Below are 18,139 nucleotides of genomic sequence, written 5' to 3'. Positions count from 1 at the left end.
CATTCATAGAAGATTTAAGAAAAAAATTCCTACTGAGTGCAACAAATCTTCACTTCCATCCGTTTAGTAGGTACAGATAATAGTAATGGAAACCTATACTAACTAAGCAAAGGATGAGATAGATGAAGAAAAAGGTTTTGGCCGCCGGCCTCCTAATCACCGCGATACTCTTAACCTCCGCTTTTACTCCTGTGACCACGAATGCGGGTCAGGGAACCACGGTCAAACTCGAGGGCCAGCCGATCACGTTCTCGTTGCAGCCTCGCATGATGGACGGTGTTCTGATGGCGTCTGTTCGCGATCTTGCAAACGCTTTAGACATGGACGTCACTTGGCAAGAAGCTGAACGTACTGCCGTTATTACTGGCAATGGGTATGAGCTTAAATTACCCATAAATTCGGACTTTGCTTACGTAAACGGAAAAGCAATCACTATGTCAGGCATCACGCAAATCGTGGATGACTCTCTTTACGTACCGCTGCGCTTCTTTATGGAAAGCGCCAATCATGTTGTCCGTTGGGACTCAGCAACGAGCTCCGTAAACATTACGAAGCAGGCTGACAGCTTGCCGGTTGTGGGCACCTATGACCACTTGGTCACATTGTTGACGCAGAATGAAAGCAACGGGATGCTCACTGGCGTCTTTATGGCAAAAGAATCCAAGTCCGAATCCTCAAGCACCGCTTCAGCTCCAGCTACCGCCGGCAGTGCTGGTGTCGCAGCCCAAGATTCAGCCAAGTCAGTGGTGGCACCCGAATACTCCGGAACGAACGTACAAGTTCAGGGTGTCGATGAATCGGACGTCGTGAAGACAGATGGAACGTACATTTATACCGTGAATAAGCAACGTATCGTCGTCACTGCAGCTTATCCCGCGGACCAAATGAAAGTACTGAGTATCCTTGATTTCCCTACAACGCAAGACACGCAGTTCCAACCAAGTGAAATCTACGTGGATGACAAGCATCTGATCGTGATCGGGCAATCCTATCAGAACTTTAAACCAGTGCCTTACAACGATTCACCAAGCATCGGTATAACGGAAAAGAGAATGATCATGCCTATGAGATCGCAGGCAACTACGAAGGTCATGGTTTACGATCTCACGGATCGGAGTAACTTGAAGCTTATTAAAGATGCTGAGCTTGAAGGAAACTACATGTCTTCTCGCAAAATCGGGTCATCTCTTTATTTTATTGCCAATAAGTATGTCAATTACTATCAATACCGAGAAATGGCTAATATGGAAGGCGCGCAAAAAGAGCTAGCCCCATCTTACCGGGATTCCTCGGCGGGCGATTCCTTCACTTCGGTTCCGTTAGATCAGATCTATTATTTGCCCAAAGCGCTAGAGCCCAATTATATCCTCATCGGAGGCATAAACCTGAATGATCTGACGCAGACAATGAATGTCACGTCGTACCTCGGATCGGGGCAGAATGTGTACGCCTCTGAAGAAAACTTATATGTAGCGGCGACGAAATATGAAGATCAGCAACAGGAAACGATTCTCTATCAATTCGGGCTGAACACTGGAAAAGCCGTGTATACGAATACGGGCAAGGTGCCTGGACATCTGCTCAATCAATTCTCCATGGATGAGCATAACGGTCACCTCCGACTTGCTACGACAACAGGGGAAATCTGGCGGACAGATGAGGGGATATCGAAAAACCATGTCTACATCCTTGACGCGAACCTGAAAGTGGAAGGCAAGATCGAAAATATCGCGCCAGGTGAGCGCATCTACTCCACCCGCTTCATGGGTGACCGTGCTTACATGGTTACTTTTAAAAACACGGATCCGCTGTTTGTCATGGATTTAAAAGACCCTGCTGCACCCAAATTATTAGGGGCATTAAAGATTCCTGGATACAGCAATTATCTTCATCCGTATGATGAAAATCATATTATTGGCTTCGGGAAAGATACGATCGAGGTGGATAACAAAAACGCGCTAGGCGCACAATCCATCGCCTATTACCAAGGCATGAAAGTAGCGTTGTTCGATGTATCCGATGTGAACAATCCGAAGGAGAAATTTACTGAAATGATCGGGGATCGTGGAACGGATTCCGAGCTGCTGTACAATCATCGTGCGTTGCTCTTCTCCAAGGAGAAAAATCTACTTTCCTTCCCGGTTACTGTGATGAAAATCGATCCGAATCAGACGGCAAATAATCCGAAGAATGTGGCTGCATACGGAAGCTTTGCTTTCCAGGGGGCGTACGTCTACAACCTTGATTTGGAAAAAGGCTTCCAATTCCGCGGCGGCATCACCCATCTCTCGCAGGAAGAGCTGCAAAAAGCCGGCCAATACTATTATGCCGGTGACAAACAGGTACAGCGCGTTCTCTATATTGGCGATACGCTGTATACCGTCTCGAACGGTTTAATCAAAGCGAACGACCTCAGCACGCTACAGGAAAAGAATGCGGTCGTCATTCCGTAAGACCTAGATGAGTGGACCAAAAGTGGCCGCTTGGCGGCTGAATAATACTTTCTGCGTCTTAAGCAAAAGGGCTAAACCGTCCTCGGGAAGTCACGATCTAACAAATAAGATGCGAATATGCATCTTTTTCCACTAGAGAAGTCGCGATCTACAGTAAAGATGCAAATATACATCTTTTTAAACTATTTATCTATTTTGTGGAATTCTGAAGAAAAAAAGATGTATTTTTGCAGTTTTCTGCTCAAATCTGGATGCTTGATGGGCATAAAATCAGGGATCCCAAATCCAAAATATACATTCTGGTTTATTTAGAAAGGCCTCGATTCCAAAAAAATTGGATCGAGGCTTTTCGTTTGGCTGGGGCCGGCTTACATGGCTAAAACCTCTTTCAAATAGGTGGCCAACGAGTCGAGTTGATTCCCCACGGAATGATTGGTTTGCTTCTCGGCAGCCTGCGCGGCTGGCACCATCGAAAGCTGGGCAGCAACCACACTCTTCGTTGGATTTTCCCCGATCAAATGGACTAACCCCTGTGAGACAGCTTGGATGTACTCACTTTTTTTACCTTGCATAATAAGATCAAAGGTATTCTCCAGAAGGGAAGGCTCCACTTCAATCGCTATTCCCTTCCTTTTGGCGTAGGCTGCTAATTGATTCATCGTTCCTTGCACTGTGTTCGGATTCGTAAATACAATGATGGCGGGCTGATTCATCTGACAGATATCTTCGAACAGTGGGTCATCAATTAAGATGATCGGGATCGGAAAGCGATGTATTTCTTCATCATATATGGCTGTAAAAAAAGTACATGTAATTAAAATCGCGTCCACATGGCATTTGGCTATCCAATCCAGTGTTTCAAGTACTTTCTTTTGGACAATTTCAGTAGTGAAATCCGCATCCATCTTGATTCGATCCAGACCTGGATCTACAAAATGAATGAGTTCAACATCCAAATTACGCAGGGCATTTTCAATATGTTCAATATTGGAATAATGGGCATGAAAGCAGCCAATTCTTTTCATCGTTATTCTCCTAAAATGTACGTTTTCAAGAAGACGTTGCGAAACTTCCCTTGCGGGTCACATTGAAGCAGCAATTGCTGAAAGTCTGGCAGCTTCTCGTAGAGTGATTGCAAACGGGCTGGTTGCATCGTAAACAGCTTGCCCCAATGTGGTCGAGCCTGGAAGGGCTCAAGTTGTTGTTCAATGATGGGCAGCACCTGCCTAACGGCCTCCCAATTCGGTTTCCACGTAAAATGGATAGCAACCGACTGCTGCATGTAGCAGGGACTCATCCACAAATCGTCTTCGTCAATTGTACGTATCTCAGAAACATACAGCAGTGGCGCTATCAGCTCCTTGATGCTGCCCAAAGCACACAATGCCTCGTAAGCATGATGACGCGGCACAAAATACTCGCTTTGCAATTCTTCGCCCGCACTTGGGGTAAAATCCATCCGAAAGTGCGGCATCCGTTCGTGCCATGGTCCTGGGATTCCCATCTGTTCACTGCAATTCACGGCTTTGTGACCTGGCACCGGGTGACGATGCATGTCGGCTAGTCTTGCTCCGAAAAATGCAGGTTCCACCTGCTCGAAGATGGAGGTAGGGTCCATCATTTTCCGCTTCAGCCACAATTGATTGAATCTCGATTCCTTCCAGTCCGTGAACAGGCTGACACTATAGCCGCTAGAGAAAATATCATCGAAGTGGTCTTCAAGCTGCGCCACTGGCAGGTTGTCGTATACGTACTGTCTCATCTGAAAGGATGGGACGACATCCAACGTGATTTTCGTAACTACGCCTAGTCCGCCTAGTCCAACGGCTGATCCGGCAAGGAGCCCGTCTTGATGCTCGCGGGAGAACATAGCGATACTTCCGTCTGCTTTAACGACTTCCATTGCATGAACCGCTGTCGCTAGATTGCCATTCCGATCTCCAGAACCATGAGTAGCGGTTGCGCATGCACCAGCAACGGTAATATGAGGCAGCGATGCCAAATTGTGCAGCGCATAACCATTCGCGTGAAGATAATGTCCCAGCTCTCCATAGCGAATGCCTGCTTCAACCGTTACTCTATTGTGCGTTCTGTCGAGCGCGATCACGCGATTGAGGTTCTGAAGCGAGATCAAGCTTTCGGTACAATCGGCGATGCCATTAAACGAATGGCGCGTGCCAAGAACCTTGATTTGACTGCTGCGAGCTACCAAATCCTGTACTTCTTCCACGTTCGTGGGAACATGAAATGTTGAGGCGCTGTATGTATAATTGCCAGCCCAGTTCCGATTATTTAACATCCATATCCCACTCCTTTCGTGTATATTTATTTTATCATAACTAGACATGGGCATTGGAATTTCATGAATTACACATAGCAAATAGCTTGCCGATAAATCGGCAAGCTATTAACGCACATCCTTACGCTTCATGCTGTAAGTCGTATTCCACTTCTTTTTTGATTTTATTTGGCAGCATTTTCGGCTTACTACTGAACCACTTGGTATACACGTCTTCATAAGTCCCGTCTTTGGACACATTTTGGAGCGCTTCGTTGATCCTTCCGATGTACTTGTTTTTCTTTTTAGCTAGAACAGCAAGGCTTTCTTTGTTGAACGGCTCTCCTACTATTTTTACATTTCCTTGCCCTGTATTTTTGATGAAATCTTGCGCGTTGCGTTCCTCGACGATAACTGCGTCCGCAGTATGATTTTTTATTTCGTCGTAGGCATCTGAGATTCTTGAATAACTATGGATTTTCACTCCTGGAATTTCACTTGCGTAGTAATACCCCGTAGATCCGTTTTCGGTGGCTATCACTTTTTGGGCCAAGTCATCTTTACCTTTGATAACCCCGTTCTCCGAAGCGGTAAGAATCACCAAATTTGTTTGAAAATAAGGATCGGAATAGTCAAGATCATTACTGCGTGCATCCGAAATGGTCTTCCCCGCGATGGCCAAATCGATTTTGCCGGATCTTAAGCCTTTATTCAATTCACCCATTTCCATTGGAACTAATTCATATTTAATTTTCGACTTTTTAGCGATTGCTTGCCATAAGTCCACCTCAAAGCCTTTCTTCTCTCCCCCTTCAGTAAATGTATAGGGGCGGAAATTCTCTTCGATGCCGACTTTGACCGTTTTATTCTGTCCGCATCCTGAAGCAATCAGGACTACCAACAGGGGGATTAACAGGACGATTCCTCGTTTGCTTCTAACGCCATCATTCATTGCTTCAATACCCTCCTCATTAGGTAAACAGAGGTATTATTTGTAAATAGTTAGATGGTTATACAGTTACTTCGCTCGGCTTAAGTATTTTACAATTTCTTCACTTTTAAATATAATTGAATGATTATATAATGATCTATAGATAAGAAAAGGAGTGTGTAATTGGGATGGAAATAGATAAGTTATCCGATGTGTTCAAGCTCCTAGGCGATAAAATGCGACTGACGATACTTTCTCTGCTCAATGAGCGTGAGCTTTGTGTGTATGAGATTGTTGAGATCTTGCAAACGAGCCAACCGAATGTGAGTCAACATATGCGAAAGCTCAAAGACGGTGGTTTAGTGAAAGAAACCAAAAAGGGACAATGGGTATTCTATTCATTAAACATCAGCGATAAACCCTTCTTACAAGATCTATTTCAACACTTGCCTTCCCAAAAAGAAAAAGTGAATGCGACATCTTGTGAACAGCTTAATTGTTGCGATTAGTAAGAGGAGGATCCGATGGTATTTCTAGCAGTCTTTATTTTCTTACTCACATTAACATTTGTAATTTGGCAGCCTAAAGGGTTAAATATTGGCTGGTCCGCTTCGGCAGGAGCCCTGCTAGCACTCATTTGCCAAGTGGTATCTCTTCATGATGTCGTGATTGTGACAGGCATGGTGTGGAATGCTACGCTAGCTTTTGTCGCCATCATCCTGATCTCACTCATCCTTGATGGGATCGGTTTTTTCGAATGGTGTGCCTTACATATGGCACGTATGGCCAAAGGTAACGGGAGAACCATGTTTATCTATGTCATCCTGCTCGGAGCAGCCGTTGCAGCCCTTTTTGCGAATGACGGAGCCGCACTGATCTTAACCCCCATTGTTCTAGCGATGGTTCGAGCGCTGAAATTCCCAGACAAAATGATCCTGCCCTTCATTATGGCAAGCGGTTTTATCGCGGATACAACCTCACTTCCTTTTGTCGTCAGTAATTTGGTAAACATCGTCTCTGCTGATTTCTTTGGTATTGATTTCGTAACCTATGCAAGCCGAATGTTCGTCACGAGTTTAGTTTCATTAGGGGCCAGCTTGCTTGTTCTCTTCCTATTTTTCCGAAAAGACATTCCGCGAAATTACGATATGGCTCAGTTGAAGCGTCCATCCGAAGCGATCAAGGACCTCAAACTTTTTCGTCTATCGTGGGTGATACTCGGTGCTCTGTTAGTCGCTTACCTAATTAGTGGATTTATTGAGATCCCCGTTTCTATCCTTGCCGGTATCGCGGCACTAGTGTTTATTCTTTTTGCCCGTGCTAGCAAAGCTATTGAAACCAAACGAGTAATTCAAGACGCACCGTGGGCTGTCGTGATTTTCTCGATCGGGATGTACGTTGTCGTTTACGGGTTGAAAAATGTCGGTCTGACCGATGCCCTAGGAAGCTTGATCGAGCAACTAGCTGATCACGGATTGTTTGTTTCCACCGTTGGAATGGGGTTTCTAGCGGCTATTCTCTCCTCTGTCATGAATAACATGCCGACGGTTATGATCAATGCGCTTGCTATCCAAGGGACTGGGACGGATGGGATGATCCGTGAGGCTTTGATCTATGCCAATGTGATTGGATCCGATTTGGGGCCTAAAATCACGCCAATTGGCTCATTGGCCACACTGTTATGGCTTCATGTTCTATCTACTAAAGGTGTGAAAATAACTTGGGGTTACTATTTCAGAATGGGTATTATCCTTACCGTTCCAACCCTACTCATTACACTCATAGGTTTGTACGTATGGTTAAGCTTAATCACATAAATCAATCTTAAGGAGATGTTCCACATGGACAAAAAATTAGTTTATTTTCTTTGCACAGGTAATTCCTGCCGCAGCCAGATCGCAGATGGATTTCTAAAAGCTTTGGGCAGTGAGAAATATGAAGTGCGAAGCGCTGGTCTGGAAGCACACGGTTTAAACCCAAGAGCTGTTGCAGCGATGCAAGAAGCTGGAATCGATATCTCGAACAACACATCTGACGTGATTGATCCTGAGCTTTTAAGCCAAGCTGACTACATCATTACGTTGTGTGGTCATGCTAACGATAACTGCCCTGCCCCGCGTAACGATAAGGCCGAAAGATGGCACTGGGGTTTCGATGACCCTGCCAAAGCAACCGGAACGGAAGAAGAAATTACAGCTAAATTCCGTGAAGTAAGAGATGCTATTAAGCTCCGGATTGAGCAATTCTTGAAGGAAGATAGACACGATATCGAGCCCCGTACACCTAAAAACTATCAAGCATTAGTCGAGGATCGCATTTATTTTGGCGGAGCTGCGGACGTTGAGGATATGGTTAAAAATGAAGGTGTTGAAGTCATCATAGATTTGCGTGGTGAAGCTACAGAGTGTGCATACCCTGCTGGCGACGTCCAATGGATTCAAGTCGCTCTTGGTGACAATGCAGCGGGACCGCAAGACCAGTTGTTTCAACAAGCCATTCATCACGTGATTGAAGCCTACCAAAGCGGTAAAAAAGTCGGGTTTCACTGTGCGGGTGGCGGAGGCCGAACAGGTGCTGTCGCAGTTGGTACCTTGATTACTTTAGGCAAGAGTCAGACCATCGAAGAAGCTGAAGCCCTAGCCAAAAGTATTCGTGCTAAGGTAAACATTAAACCAGCACAGCGAGAAGCCATTGAAAAATTGTTTAACCCCATAAAATAAAATAAGATGAAAGAAACCAGAGAAACCAGCCAAACCCTTGAGTCGGGGTTAGCTGGTTTTTGCAATTTAGAAGCACTTCTTACCTTTAGTAACTGGCAGGTTCAAAGGTCCATTGACTAGTCCAGCAGGTTGCAGGAACACTTCCGTACTGCACGTCCCCCGTGTTGTCTTCGGTGTGCATATAGGTTCCTTTACAGCAATTTTTTCGCTATATCTCTCGAGTTAGTCGATTATTCGACTACACAAAATCTAAGATTTTTTGGAATGCTATGAGAAAACCTCTTTGTTGGTGAGAAGTGTGCTGTAGATCTATTTATCTGCATCCAAATGCGAAACCATACGTATACGATGTAGAAAGGAGTTGTGCACAGCATGAATGATCTTGAACGCAATCACCATCCGGAAACCCATAATGAGCTGCAGCAAGCCCTTCGTGAAATAGAAGCCTGGGAAGCTGAACAGAAAGATCTGTGGTTTTGGGAAAAGCTCGGGCGCCTTCCCTTCCAGGTGCTGGATCGCTTAACGCCAAAGTTTCTGAATAAAAAAATAGGGGAAGCCTTGGACGAGCTCGGGAATTATTTGCAAGCGGGAGGACGATATTTAATTTCTGAAAAGGGGACCTTGCGGCATGTTGAAGAAGTGTTTGAGCGGGGCAGCGCTAACCGAACAGATCTTACGGAGGCGCTTACGATTGCATCCGTGGGAACCTTACCACTTCAGGTACTGGATCAAACCGCCGATGAGATTGTACTGAATCGTTCTAAAATTGCTACCTTACAAGGCGCGACAACAGGCATTGGCGGGATTTTGACACTCGCTATCGATATTCCGGCCATCCTTGGCCTGTCCTTGAAAACCATTCAGGAAATCGCCATCTGCTATGGCTATGATCCCAAAGACAAGCAGGAGCGGATCTTCACGATCAAAGTCCTGCAATTCTCTTCCTCCGACATTGTCGGCAAAAAGGCGATTCTCGAAGAGCTGTCGAACTACGCCTCTGCCGATAAGGAGAAGGTGCAAATGATCTCTCAGCTTCAGGGCTGGCGCGAGGTATTCGCCACGTACCGCGATAATTGGGGGTGGAAGAAGCTGTTCCAGCTCATTCCAATCGCGGGCATCCTCTTCGGCGCTTGGATCAATCGCGGAACGCTGAAGGATGTTGGCGAAGCTGCAAAAATGCTGTACCGCAAGCGGCGCATTCTGGAACGCCTGCACGCCCAAGTGGATGGCTAGCTGAAACCAACGTGTGCTCTTGCCGTATTAAGGAGTAAACCGCGAAAGGAGGAATGTAAGGTGATCAAATATTTACTACGTAAACTATTGGGATCTCTTCTCCATTCCAGACGAGGCCGACGCTACGGACATAGCAGCTCTAATCACAGCGTACACGTGACTCGACGTTATTCTTCAAGTGACCGTGGAGGATACGGACACAGTCATCAAGGACATGGTTATTATAAAAACAGAAGAGGAAGCTCCAGCTAATCCGAAGCCGCGAAAGTGGCTTTTTTCTTTTTACACTGTGAGTAATGCGTCAAGTTCCTCCATACATGCCTGTGCACTCTCGTAAGGAGGATCGATTTGCAATAGTTTCCGAAGCATATGCTTCGTCTGCACGGACATCGACAATTCCTCTTCCCATCCCCGTATGGCATCCTCCTGATCACCACTCGATTCGAAGGTTGAATACAGCATATACAGTAAAAAATGACCGATCGCGTACAGATCTGAAGTGACGGCTACGGTTCTTCTCCGGATTAGCTCTTCATCGGAATCAATCGTTAACCACGCCGGCTCTCCTAAGCGAGCAGCCAAACCGAAATCAATCAGGCTCATACGCTCCCCGTCTAAAATGACATTCGGAATGCGAATATCCAAATGGACGATGCCCTGCTCGTGAATGAAGCGTACGATATCCAGCAAACGGCGAATAAGGCTTAAGGCGTCCTTCTCCCCAAACTGAGCTCCCCGTTCAAAAATTAAATCCTCCACGGTCCGACCTTGGATATATTCGGTTATCATATACAATCGTTTCGATTCTTCGAAAGACGAATAGCATCTTGGAATGGAGGGATGTGCTAACTGACTCATGATCGCCATCTCGCGTTTCAAAAGGTCTTGACCAAGCCGCCCTTTACTTGGCTTAGCTTGCTTCGCGACGACTTCCTGGCCGGACCTCCTGTCCTGACATAAATAGGTTAACCCATAGCTTCCCATCCCTAGAAAGCGTTCAATTTGATATTGATCCCGAAGAACCGTGCCTCTTCTTCGAGGATAGTCGATCCATGCTTCATATACCCGTTTCAGATAAGGAATCACGGTTAGGGGCCCTCCTTCTTTGACTGACGTTTATTCCCCCGTCATGTTTGGCCTTGCAGTCTCCGATCCAGCTTCCCCTGCACGAACCAAGCATAAACGGCATACCCGGCTAGCAAGGCAACCGCGGTAAGAAGGAAGGGCAGCGAATAATGATTGCCAGCTAAGATGTAGCCCGCCCAGTAAGAGGCGATCGTATTGCCGATGCTGCGAGACACCGTCCGCATACCTGCGAACAAGTTGCGGTCCTTTTCAGCGACGGCTGACATGCATTGACTGTCCATCAAGTTGTTCAACATCGTGAAGCCCGTTCCGCGAATGAGCAGCAGCATAGCAAATACAGCAGCTGGCATCGTGATCGCCATCAGCGCCACGACGACGATGTTATACAGAAACAGGAACACGAATGTCCTGCGGCCTCCCCATCTCTCTACGAAATATGGCATAACGATCGAGCCAATGAAGAAGAAAAATCCAGACAGCGCGAGCAAACCAGAGATGGCCCCGTCCTCCATCTGAAATCGGAATTTCAGGATGACATTCAGGAATGGACTCAGCAGCCCGAACGTAAAGCCAGAGTTGAAAATAAGCAGGGAAAGCAGCAGCAGAAAATACATGGCATGCCTGCTCATCGGCTGATCGGAAGACTTCGCTGGTTGAACGCCGCTGACTTCATCTGCTGCACCCTCTTGCGCCTTAGCATGTGAAGAAGGCAGCAGCAACCACCGTAATAGGCCCGAGAGCCCTAAACATCCACCGGCAACGAAGAAGGCATATTGATACGATGTGGTGTGCCCGGGCAGCCATTCCGGCAGATAACCGCCAAGCCATGTGCCTAAACCGGTAAACAACGTAAAGATGGCGAACAGCAACGAATACGCACTTGTTTCTTCTTTCTTGCTGCTGCAATATTGGAAGATCAATTGAATTTCCGAGTTAACAATCGCTGTAACGCCAAGCGAATAAATAAGCTGCGCGGCGGTAACCGCGGCGATACTGGTCCCGATCCCGAAGATCGTGAGTGATAGGAATGCCAGCAGCATGCCGGTGACGAGCATCGCTTTGCGTCCGACAAGCTTCACGATAAAGCCTGCCGGCAAGCTGGCCAAGCCAATGGTCAGCGCCCCGAGTGACGTTATTTTACCGATGTCACCTTTGGAAAAACCAAGATCTAATAAATGCAAATTAAGGACTAGGCTAGAAATCCCTACTCCGATGCCAAACAAGCTTTCTGTCGCGATGAACCGCTTCACATTAGGGGATAAATCACGAAATAACTGTACGATATACGTCCACATAGATGCGCCTTTCCTCTTGCTAGTATGTGCTCTATCTTACATGGCGGCGGCATCTAGTTCAAATTATTTGGTAGGATAGGTGGAGTTTACTTTTCACTTTGTCGTATGTAGCTTACGAAAACCTGCACCGGATCAGGACTCATTAACTAATTAATTTCAATTTAGCTTTTTTAATAATTAACTTTTGATATAGCAGAATGTATCTATCCAACAATTGACTAACCGATACGCACTTTATCATGTGTCAGACTTCCGTTAATAACTGCTTGATTGATCATTTCAAATCGTAACGATTCAATTTTCGCTTGAAGAATGGATTCCATCGTATCGATCTCCGTCCTATGTTAGATTTCACAAAATAATTCCCTCTATTTGTATATTAACGTAAGATTATTAGGAAAATATTAGTCATTTGTTTGACCAAATATTAATTTCATACACATGCAAAAAGGCAGCAAACTCAAGGGTTTGCTGCCTTTTCCATAGTCATGTCAGACTTATGAATACCGGTACCAGTTCGTGTCCATGGGACAACCTTATTTTTCACAAGCGGAACAATCCGTTTTACTTTACGCTAGCCCATTTCAGCTCCCACTCTACGCCAAACGAAGGGAAAAATAGGCCGTCAATGTTTGGTTTTCTTACGAAAACACGGCTGCGGAAATACAGAGGTGCAATTGGCATTTCCTGCATCAACATCTTTTCAGCGTTAACAAGCATCTTCGATCGTTTTTCTGGATCTGTTTCAAAGCGAGCGGAATTTAATAATTGATCATATTGCGGGTTTGACCAATCGACTTCGTTGAATTCGCCCTCTGTCTCCCACATGTCTAAGAACGTCATCGGATCGTTGTAGTCAGCGCCCCATAATGCAAGACCGACATCGTAATCGTGTTTACTTTGCTTATCAACACGAATCGCATGCGGTAGCGGCTCCAGAGTCGTATTGATATTCAGGTTCATTTGCCATTGTGCTTGAATGAATTCAATGGAGTGCATTCCTGTTATCGTGTCATCCGCTATCAGCTTGAAGGTTGGCAGCGATGTCATACCTAGTTCTTGCAGACCTTCTGCAAGTAACTGCTTCGCTCTCGCCAAGTCGAACTTCGGTTCAACGTCATCTCCTGCTACTTTACGAAAGCTTTGATTATTCCCGTCTAGCGTTCCGTTAGGTACCAAACCTGTCGATGGCATGGAACCATTGTTGATAACTTGTCTGATGTACTCTTCTCGATCAATCGCTAATGTAAGAGCTTGCCGTATTTTCGCATTTGCGAAAGCGGGGAATTTCTTCTCCTGGAACATAAGATACGATGTAGTCAGCTCCGGCTTAACTACGAGATCGGGAGTACCTTTATACAAGTTCAAGTAGTCCACACTCAGCTCGGAAACGTCCGCCACATCCGATTTATACAGATTGAAACCAGTTGTTCCGTCTTTTACGATGTAAACTACGAACTTGTTCAACTTCACATTCGCTGCGTCCCAATAGTTTTCGTTCTTCACGAATTCGAGTCTCTGACCATGCTCCCATCTGACTAGCTTGAACGGACCTGCACCAATGACTTTATCCGCCTCAGCACCATACCGGTCTCCTTGTGCTGCAACGAAATCTGCTTTTTGTGGAAAGAAAATCGGGAAAGCAAGCAGACTTGGAAAGTACGCAATTGGCCGTTCCAAATGGATTTCAAGCGTTTTATCATCCAATGCTTTCAAACCAAGTGCGTCTTTTGCTTTTTTCACTTCGTTCGGCGTTTTAGCATTCTTCACAGCTTGTCCGCCTTTGATCCCCTCTAAAATAAAACTATATTGCGCTCTGGTCGCAGGATCTAGGGTGCGTTTCCATGCGTTTACGAAGTCGTTAGCATTTACTCGCGTACCATCGCTCCACTTGGCGTCTCGCAATGTGATTGTGTAGGTAAGACCATTATTCGTTATTGTTGGCATATCGTTTGCTAGCCCAAGCTGTACTTTACCCTCTTTATCAAGACGGTACAAACCTTCGTTGAACGCATTGATCATGGTGAAAGCAGCATTCGCTGTAGCTTTCGAGCTGTCTAATACTGGAGGTTCAGCCGAGAAATTAATGGCGATTTGCTGAGTTGCAGCTTTATCAATCATAGGAAATCCATTTTTAAACAATCCTTTAAAGTCTAAACTACCATCCTTATTGTACAGGGTACCTTGTCCATTCGCCGCATTATCGTGGAACTCACCTTCATAACGGACTTTCCCGTCGGTAAAGTAGATTTTTCCCTGCCCTTCAAATAAGAAATTCTCTACTTGCCCTTCAAAATAAAGGACTCCGCTTGGATCGTAATATTTCCCCGTCCCATTGGCTGATCCGTCAACCAATTCGCCTTTATAAACCCATCCATTACCGTCATAGTACGTCCCATTTCCGCCTATAATGTTGTCGGCCATTGTTATATCCTCATATAGAAGAGTACCATCTTCATTATAGAGCTTTCCTATTCCATTCATGAGGCCATTGGACCATTGACCTTCATAACGCTTCTGCCCACCCTGCCAATAGAGTGTACCTGTTCCACTTATTTGAGAATCGTTTAATTCTCCTTCAAAAATGAGCTTTCCGTCTGAATTGATGGCAACGTGGCCATCTTTTTGATCCCCAACATACGTCAACTTCTTGCTGTTATTGTAGAGCGTATTCTCTACATAATCAGATAGTTCATCACGGATTAGAACGGTATGCTTTTTATCGTCCCAGAGCACCCTTTTTCCACTAGATTCGCCGATAAACCTTAGGGGGACGAACGTGTTCCCATCTTTGATTCTCGGTGCCATCGTTAACTGTTGCGGCATCTCATTTACAATAGCAGTCGTACTGCCAATTTGGAGTGTAATTATTAAATCACTAGAATAACCGGTAACCGTTTTTGAGTCTCCATCCCAGCTAACGGCTAAACCAAGCTTCTCGAATATGGAGCGAAACGGTACCATTGTGGTGCCATCTTCAATAAACGGTTGTACTTCAAACGAAATCGCCTCCCCATTCAAAAGTACGGGAATTGCATCATCAGCCATCGAAAGGCTGGGAGTGCTCACTAGCAAAGCTAATGCTACTAGAAATGCTACTAGTTTCTTTCTCATGAATATAACCCTCTCTCCAATTGTTCATAACAAAAAAACCATTCACGACTTTAGCTCCAAAGTGAAGAACCAATCATGTATGGTTTTTCTGTCACTAGATTATCTTAATAAAAAGTATAGTGCCGCATCCTTAAAAATACAAGATTTTCACACAGACACTTGAATAGGGAATTTCGCCCAATATCCCTCTACGAATAACTACTTTCCTTCCTGTAATAGAGAGGAGCATGTCCCGTAACCGACTTAAATACGCGACCAAAATGCGTTACACTCCCGAAGCCAACCTTTTTGGCAATCAGAGAGGCTTTCATAGAGGTTTGCTCCAGAAGCTTTTTCGCTTCTTTGATCCTGACGCTGTTCAAATACTCCACGAACGTAAAACCCGTAGCTTCCTTAAAAAAACGGCTTAAATAATACGGGCTGATGTAAAATTTCTCCGCTACCAGATGCAACGGCAGCTCCTGCATGTAATGGCTGTTCATGTAGCGAACAACCTCCGAAATTCTTTCGTGCATGGGGCTTGGAGATTCTAGCGACTCCATACGGTTTTGTTTGATATATCGGCAGCAAATCATGAGCAATTGCAGCACCAACGTCTGCGCGAACATCTCGAAGCCAGGCTTCTTCTCCTGCATCTCTTGCATGATGCTCTGTGCAATAGCATCGATGGAGAGCCGATCCTGCAGGGGACATTTTACGATGATGTACGCGTTATCGAGCAGTGGTTGCAAAATATCCCTATAGGAACCATTCACCAAGGCCATGTATGTCTCATGAATGTTAACAATGAGCCGCTCATGCTTGGGCATTTCCGTATTGGTCGTCCGATGAAGAATATTCGGAGAAATGATGATAACATCCCCCTCGTTGATGATTACCGTCCTGTCCTTTATGAAAAATGTCCGTTTGCCAGACATCAAATAGAAAATTTCGTACGTACTATGAAAATGGCTCACTGGCATATTGTGGCTTAACGCCTTTCGATAGGATACCGAGAAGGTCCCTTCATGGTTATCGAATTGAAAATCACCCATCGATGCTCCGCCTCTCACTGGATTTGTCATTTATTATACGCCTACCCTCATTTTCTGCAAGATATAAGAAGAAAATAGGAATTCTCGCAAAAAATGTACATTTTCCTCTGCTAAAATAGGCTTATATCAAGAAGGAGGAGTTAACACGATGCAATCTTCAGAATCCCTTACCACCCTAACCCCCATTCAATGGGCCGAGAAGGCGTGTGAAGCTTTAATGCTCAAATTCGAGCCGGAATCGCTTCCGCCGGACCGATTCCACTATCATCAGGGCGTCTTTCTGTCGGGTATGGAGAAATGCTGGCAGGAAACGAAGAACGATACATATTATACGTATATCAAACGGTGGGTGGACAGCCAGATCCTTGCCGATGGCAGTATCAAAAAGTACAACCCGGATGAATTCGACGATATTCAGCCTGGCGTACTGCTCTTTAATCTGTTTGAGCAAACAGGGGACGAGCGATATAAAAAAGCCTTGTACACGCTTGTCTCTCATTTTAAGACATGGCCAACCAATCCATCCGGCGGCTTCTGGCATAAGGGCAAATACCCGAATCAAATGTGGCTGGATGAGTTATATATGGCTGGACCGATCACCGTCCAGTTCGGCAAGACATTCGGCGAAGCCGACTATTTTGACATGATGACCTACCAAGCGATCCTGATGGAAAAGCATACCAAGGACCCTAACACAGGCTTACTATACCACGGTTGGGATGAAACCAAAGCTGCTGCTTGGGCTGATCCTGTAACAGGCTTGGCACCGGAATTCTGGGGCCGCGCCATCGGCTGGTTCCCCGTCGCTTTGCTGGAAATGTTCGAATACCTTCCTGCGGACCACAAGGATAAAACCAAACTGACGAGCATTCTTCAAGATCTGCTCATCGCCTTGACGCACTATCAAGATGCCGCCACAGGCTTATGGTATCAGGTTGTGGACAAAGGAAACGTAGCGGATAATTGGCTGGAAAATTCCTGTACAGCCTTGTATGTGCATGCGATTGCCAAAGCCGTGCGATTCGGCTACCTCGACGCCAAGTATTTGTCGTATGCGTGGAAAGGATATCAAGGGGTCATTGATACGCTGAATTTTGATGAGAACGGCCATGTGATTATTGGCCAAATCTGTATCGGCACAGGGATTGGAGACTACGCCCACTATATCGCCCGTCCAACTAGCGAGAATGATTTGCACGGCGCAGGCGCTTTTATTCTCATGTGTGTGGAGATGAGTAAAGCTCAACAAGCGATATAACATTAAGAAGTTGAAAAGCTAAAAAAGCGATTACCTCGTCCTCTTAGGGCGTATCACAGTGTTTAAGGAGAAATATAGCGGACTTATTATTATGATTGAGAAAAAGCACCCATTAGGAGAGCAATGCAAAAGCCTTACTTTTGTCTGAATTGGATCTTCGAAATGGAAAAAGTATGAGATAAAGAAAAAAAGCAGTCCGTTCTCGTCAGAGGGCGGGCTGCTTTTGATATATTAACTTGACCATTCGCTTCACATTCACGACGAATGCGGTAAGATATGCCTGTATTCGCATGCGAAATAGGCCCCGGTATTTGGCTATGTCCATACCGTGGAACCTTTTCATTTCAGCATTCTTGTGTTCAATGATCGGCCTGCGCTTGATCCGTTTCTTGAACGTGTCACTAAGCTCGAACTCAATCTGTTCCTTGAAGTGCTCCGCTATTACTCGAATCGAAAATGTTTTACTTTTGGATTCTGGTTTGTAGCAACCTTCTCTTAGTGGACATGCTTTGCACTTCTCGACATCGAAATAGAAGACTAATGAGCGGCTTTCCCCGCTATTTTTACTGCCTTGTAGAGCTTTTCGAATGCTATGTTCACCCGCAGGACAGATAACAAAATTAGCATCTTTATTGTATTCGAAGCCTTCTTGCTTTAACCCTCCGCTGTGTACAATGGGGTTTAAAGGGACAACAGGTTGAATTTGTTCTTCCTTCATTTCGGCCAAGTTATCTTTG

At 45.4% G+C, this 18,139-nt stretch carries 14 protein-coding genes and 1 pseudogene; 7 read left to right on the top strand and 8 right to left on the bottom strand.

The genetic code is table 11. The features are described 5' to 3' along the window. The first annotated feature begins 122 nt into the window (after nt 1-122). Nucleotides 123-2,453, top strand: a complete 2,331-nt coding sequence (locus AC58PQ_RS15770) for a beta-propeller domain-containing protein (protein ID WP_497243043.1) — start codon at nt 123-125, stop codon at nt 2,451-2,453. Between the two features lie 368 nt (nt 2,454-2,821). Here AC58PQ_RS15770 and AC58PQ_RS15765 read toward each other — a convergent pair whose 3' ends face one another. The 3 genes from AC58PQ_RS15765 to AC58PQ_RS15755 all read right to left on the bottom strand — a co-directional run bounded on the left by AC58PQ_RS15765 (nt 2,822) and on the right by AC58PQ_RS15755 (nt 5,683). Beyond that, nucleotides 2,822-3,478: a hypothetical protein gene (locus AC58PQ_RS15765; protein ID WP_497243041.1), complete on the bottom strand. Its 657-nt coding sequence runs from the start codon at nt 3,476-3,478 to the stop codon at nt 2,822-2,824. Nucleotides 3,479-3,480: 2 nt separating this feature from the next. Further along, nucleotides 3,481-4,752 (bottom strand): FAD-binding protein, encoded by a 1,272-nt coding sequence (locus tag AC58PQ_RS15760; protein WP_497243039.1) that lies wholly within the window; start codon nt 4,750-4,752, stop codon nt 3,481-3,483. A gap of 121 nt (nt 4,753-4,873) precedes the next feature. Next, nucleotides 4,874-5,683: a transporter substrate-binding domain-containing protein gene (locus tag AC58PQ_RS15755; protein ID WP_497243037.1), complete on the bottom strand. Its 810-nt coding sequence runs from the start codon at nt 5,681-5,683 to the stop codon at nt 4,874-4,876. Nucleotides 5,684-5,850: 167 nt separating this feature from the next. On the opposite strand from AC58PQ_RS15755, the gene AC58PQ_RS15750 reads away from it, so the two are divergent. The 5 genes and pseudogenes from AC58PQ_RS15750 (at nt 5,851) to AC58PQ_RS15730 (ending at nt 9,615) form a co-directional block, all read left to right on the top strand. Continuing rightward, entirely contained in the window at nt 5,851-6,171 is a 321-nt protein-coding gene (locus tag AC58PQ_RS15750) for an ArsR/SmtB family transcription factor (RefSeq protein ID WP_477589946.1), read from the top strand. A gap of 15 nt (nt 6,172-6,186) precedes the next feature. After that, nucleotides 6,187-7,479, top strand: coding sequence for an arsenic transporter (locus AC58PQ_RS15745; RefSeq protein WP_497243035.1), 1,293 nt, complete (start codon nt 6,187-6,189; stop codon nt 7,477-7,479). 24 nt (nt 7,480-7,503) lie between these two features. Beyond that, nucleotides 7,504-7,923: pseudogene (gene arsC / locus AC58PQ_RS15740) on the top strand (arsenate reductase (thioredoxin)); the annotation flags it as partial. Next, nucleotides 7,909-8,382, top strand: a complete 474-nt coding sequence (locus AC58PQ_RS15735) for a protein-tyrosine phosphatase family protein (protein ID WP_497243272.1) — start codon at nt 7,909-7,911, stop codon at nt 8,380-8,382. The pseudogene arsC and the gene AC58PQ_RS15735, both read left to right, overlap by 15 nt. Before the next feature lie 372 nt (nt 8,383-8,754). Then, nucleotides 8,755-9,615, top strand: coding sequence for an EcsC family protein (locus tag AC58PQ_RS15730; protein ID WP_497243033.1), 861 nt, complete (start codon nt 8,755-8,757; stop codon nt 9,613-9,615). Between the two features lie 282 nt (nt 9,616-9,897). Here the strand turns inward: AC58PQ_RS15730 and AC58PQ_RS15725 are convergent, their stop codons facing one another. The 4 genes from AC58PQ_RS15725 to AC58PQ_RS15710 form a co-directional block, all read right to left on the bottom strand. After that, the gene (locus AC58PQ_RS15725; protein WP_497243031.1) at nt 9,898-10,701 is read right to left on the bottom strand and encodes a serine/threonine protein kinase; all 804 of its coding nucleotides are present in this window, start codon (nt 10,699-10,701) and stop codon (nt 9,898-9,900) included. A gap of 41 nt (nt 10,702-10,742) precedes the next feature. After that, the gene (locus AC58PQ_RS15720; RefSeq protein ID WP_497243029.1) at nt 10,743-11,996 is read right to left on the bottom strand and encodes an MFS transporter; all 1,254 of its coding nucleotides are present in this window, start codon (nt 11,994-11,996) and stop codon (nt 10,743-10,745) included. 564 nt (nt 11,997-12,560) lie between these two features. Beyond that, nucleotides 12,561-15,110 carry an ABC transporter substrate-binding protein gene (locus AC58PQ_RS15715; protein WP_497243027.1) on the bottom strand — a complete coding sequence of 850 codons (2,550 nt, stop codon included), beginning with the start codon at nt 15,108-15,110 and terminating at the stop codon, nt 12,561-12,563. Nucleotides 15,111-15,298: 188 nt separating this feature from the next. Further along, nucleotides 15,299-16,144, bottom strand: a complete 846-nt coding sequence (locus tag AC58PQ_RS15710) for a helix-turn-helix domain-containing protein (protein ID WP_497243270.1) — start codon at nt 16,142-16,144, stop codon at nt 15,299-15,301. A gap of 148 nt (nt 16,145-16,292) precedes the next feature. Between AC58PQ_RS15710 and AC58PQ_RS15705 the strand changes: the two genes are divergently transcribed. Beyond that, nucleotides 16,293-17,402 carry a glycoside hydrolase family 88/105 protein gene (locus tag AC58PQ_RS15705; protein WP_497243025.1) on the top strand — a complete coding sequence of 370 codons (1,110 nt, stop codon included), beginning with the start codon at nt 16,293-16,295 and terminating at the stop codon, nt 17,400-17,402. 205 nt (nt 17,403-17,607) lie between these two features. Here the strand turns inward: AC58PQ_RS15705 and AC58PQ_RS15700 are convergent. Next, nucleotides 17,608-18,139 (bottom strand): transposase (locus AC58PQ_RS15700; protein ID WP_497243023.1); only part of this gene is annotated, 532 nt, incomplete at its 5' end.

The sequence above is a fragment of the Paenibacillus sp. J22P143 genome (assembly GCF_059692035.1).
The sequence above is the reverse complement of the archived record's forward strand: the minus strand, read 5'-3'. Positions and strand labels throughout refer to the sequence as shown.

What these genes read in the sequence shown, in the direction of transcription:
- AC58PQ_RS15755 (WP_497243037.1), bottom strand. Translation starts at nt 5,683, where the DNA reads ATGAATGATGGCGTTAGAAGCAAACGAGGAATCGTCCTGTTAATCCCC.
- AC58PQ_RS15750 (WP_477589946.1), top strand. Translation starts at nt 5,851, where the DNA reads ATGGAAATAGATAAGTTATCCGATGTGTTCAAGCTCCTAGGCGATAAA.
- AC58PQ_RS15760 (WP_497243039.1), bottom strand. Translation starts at nt 4,752, where the DNA reads ATGTTAAATAATCGGAACTGGGCTGGCAATTATACATACAGCGCCTCA.
- AC58PQ_RS15710 (WP_497243270.1), bottom strand. Translation starts at nt 16,144, where the DNA reads ATGGGTGATTTTCAATTCGATAACCATGAAGGGACCTTCTCGGTATCC.
- AC58PQ_RS15765 (WP_497243041.1), bottom strand. Translation starts at nt 3,478, where the DNA reads ATGAAAAGAATTGGCTGCTTTCATGCCCATTATTCCAATATTGAACAT.
- AC58PQ_RS15745 (WP_497243035.1), top strand. Translation starts at nt 6,187, where the DNA reads ATGGTATTTCTAGCAGTCTTTATTTTCTTACTCACATTAACATTTGTA.
- AC58PQ_RS15715 (WP_497243027.1), bottom strand. Translation starts at nt 15,110, where the DNA reads ATGAGAAAGAAACTAGTAGCATTTCTAGTAGCATTAGCTTTGCTAGTG.
- AC58PQ_RS15705 (WP_497243025.1), top strand. Translation starts at nt 16,293, where the DNA reads ATGCAATCTTCAGAATCCCTTACCACCCTAACCCCCATTCAATGGGCC.
- AC58PQ_RS15720 (WP_497243029.1), bottom strand. Translation starts at nt 11,996, where the DNA reads ATGTGGACGTATATCGTACAGTTATTTCGTGATTTATCCCCTAATGTG.
- AC58PQ_RS15770 (WP_497243043.1), top strand. Translation starts at nt 123, where the DNA reads ATGAAGAAAAAGGTTTTGGCCGCCGGCCTCCTAATCACCGCGATACTC.
- AC58PQ_RS15730 (WP_497243033.1), top strand. Translation starts at nt 8,755, where the DNA reads ATGAATGATCTTGAACGCAATCACCATCCGGAAACCCATAATGAGCTG.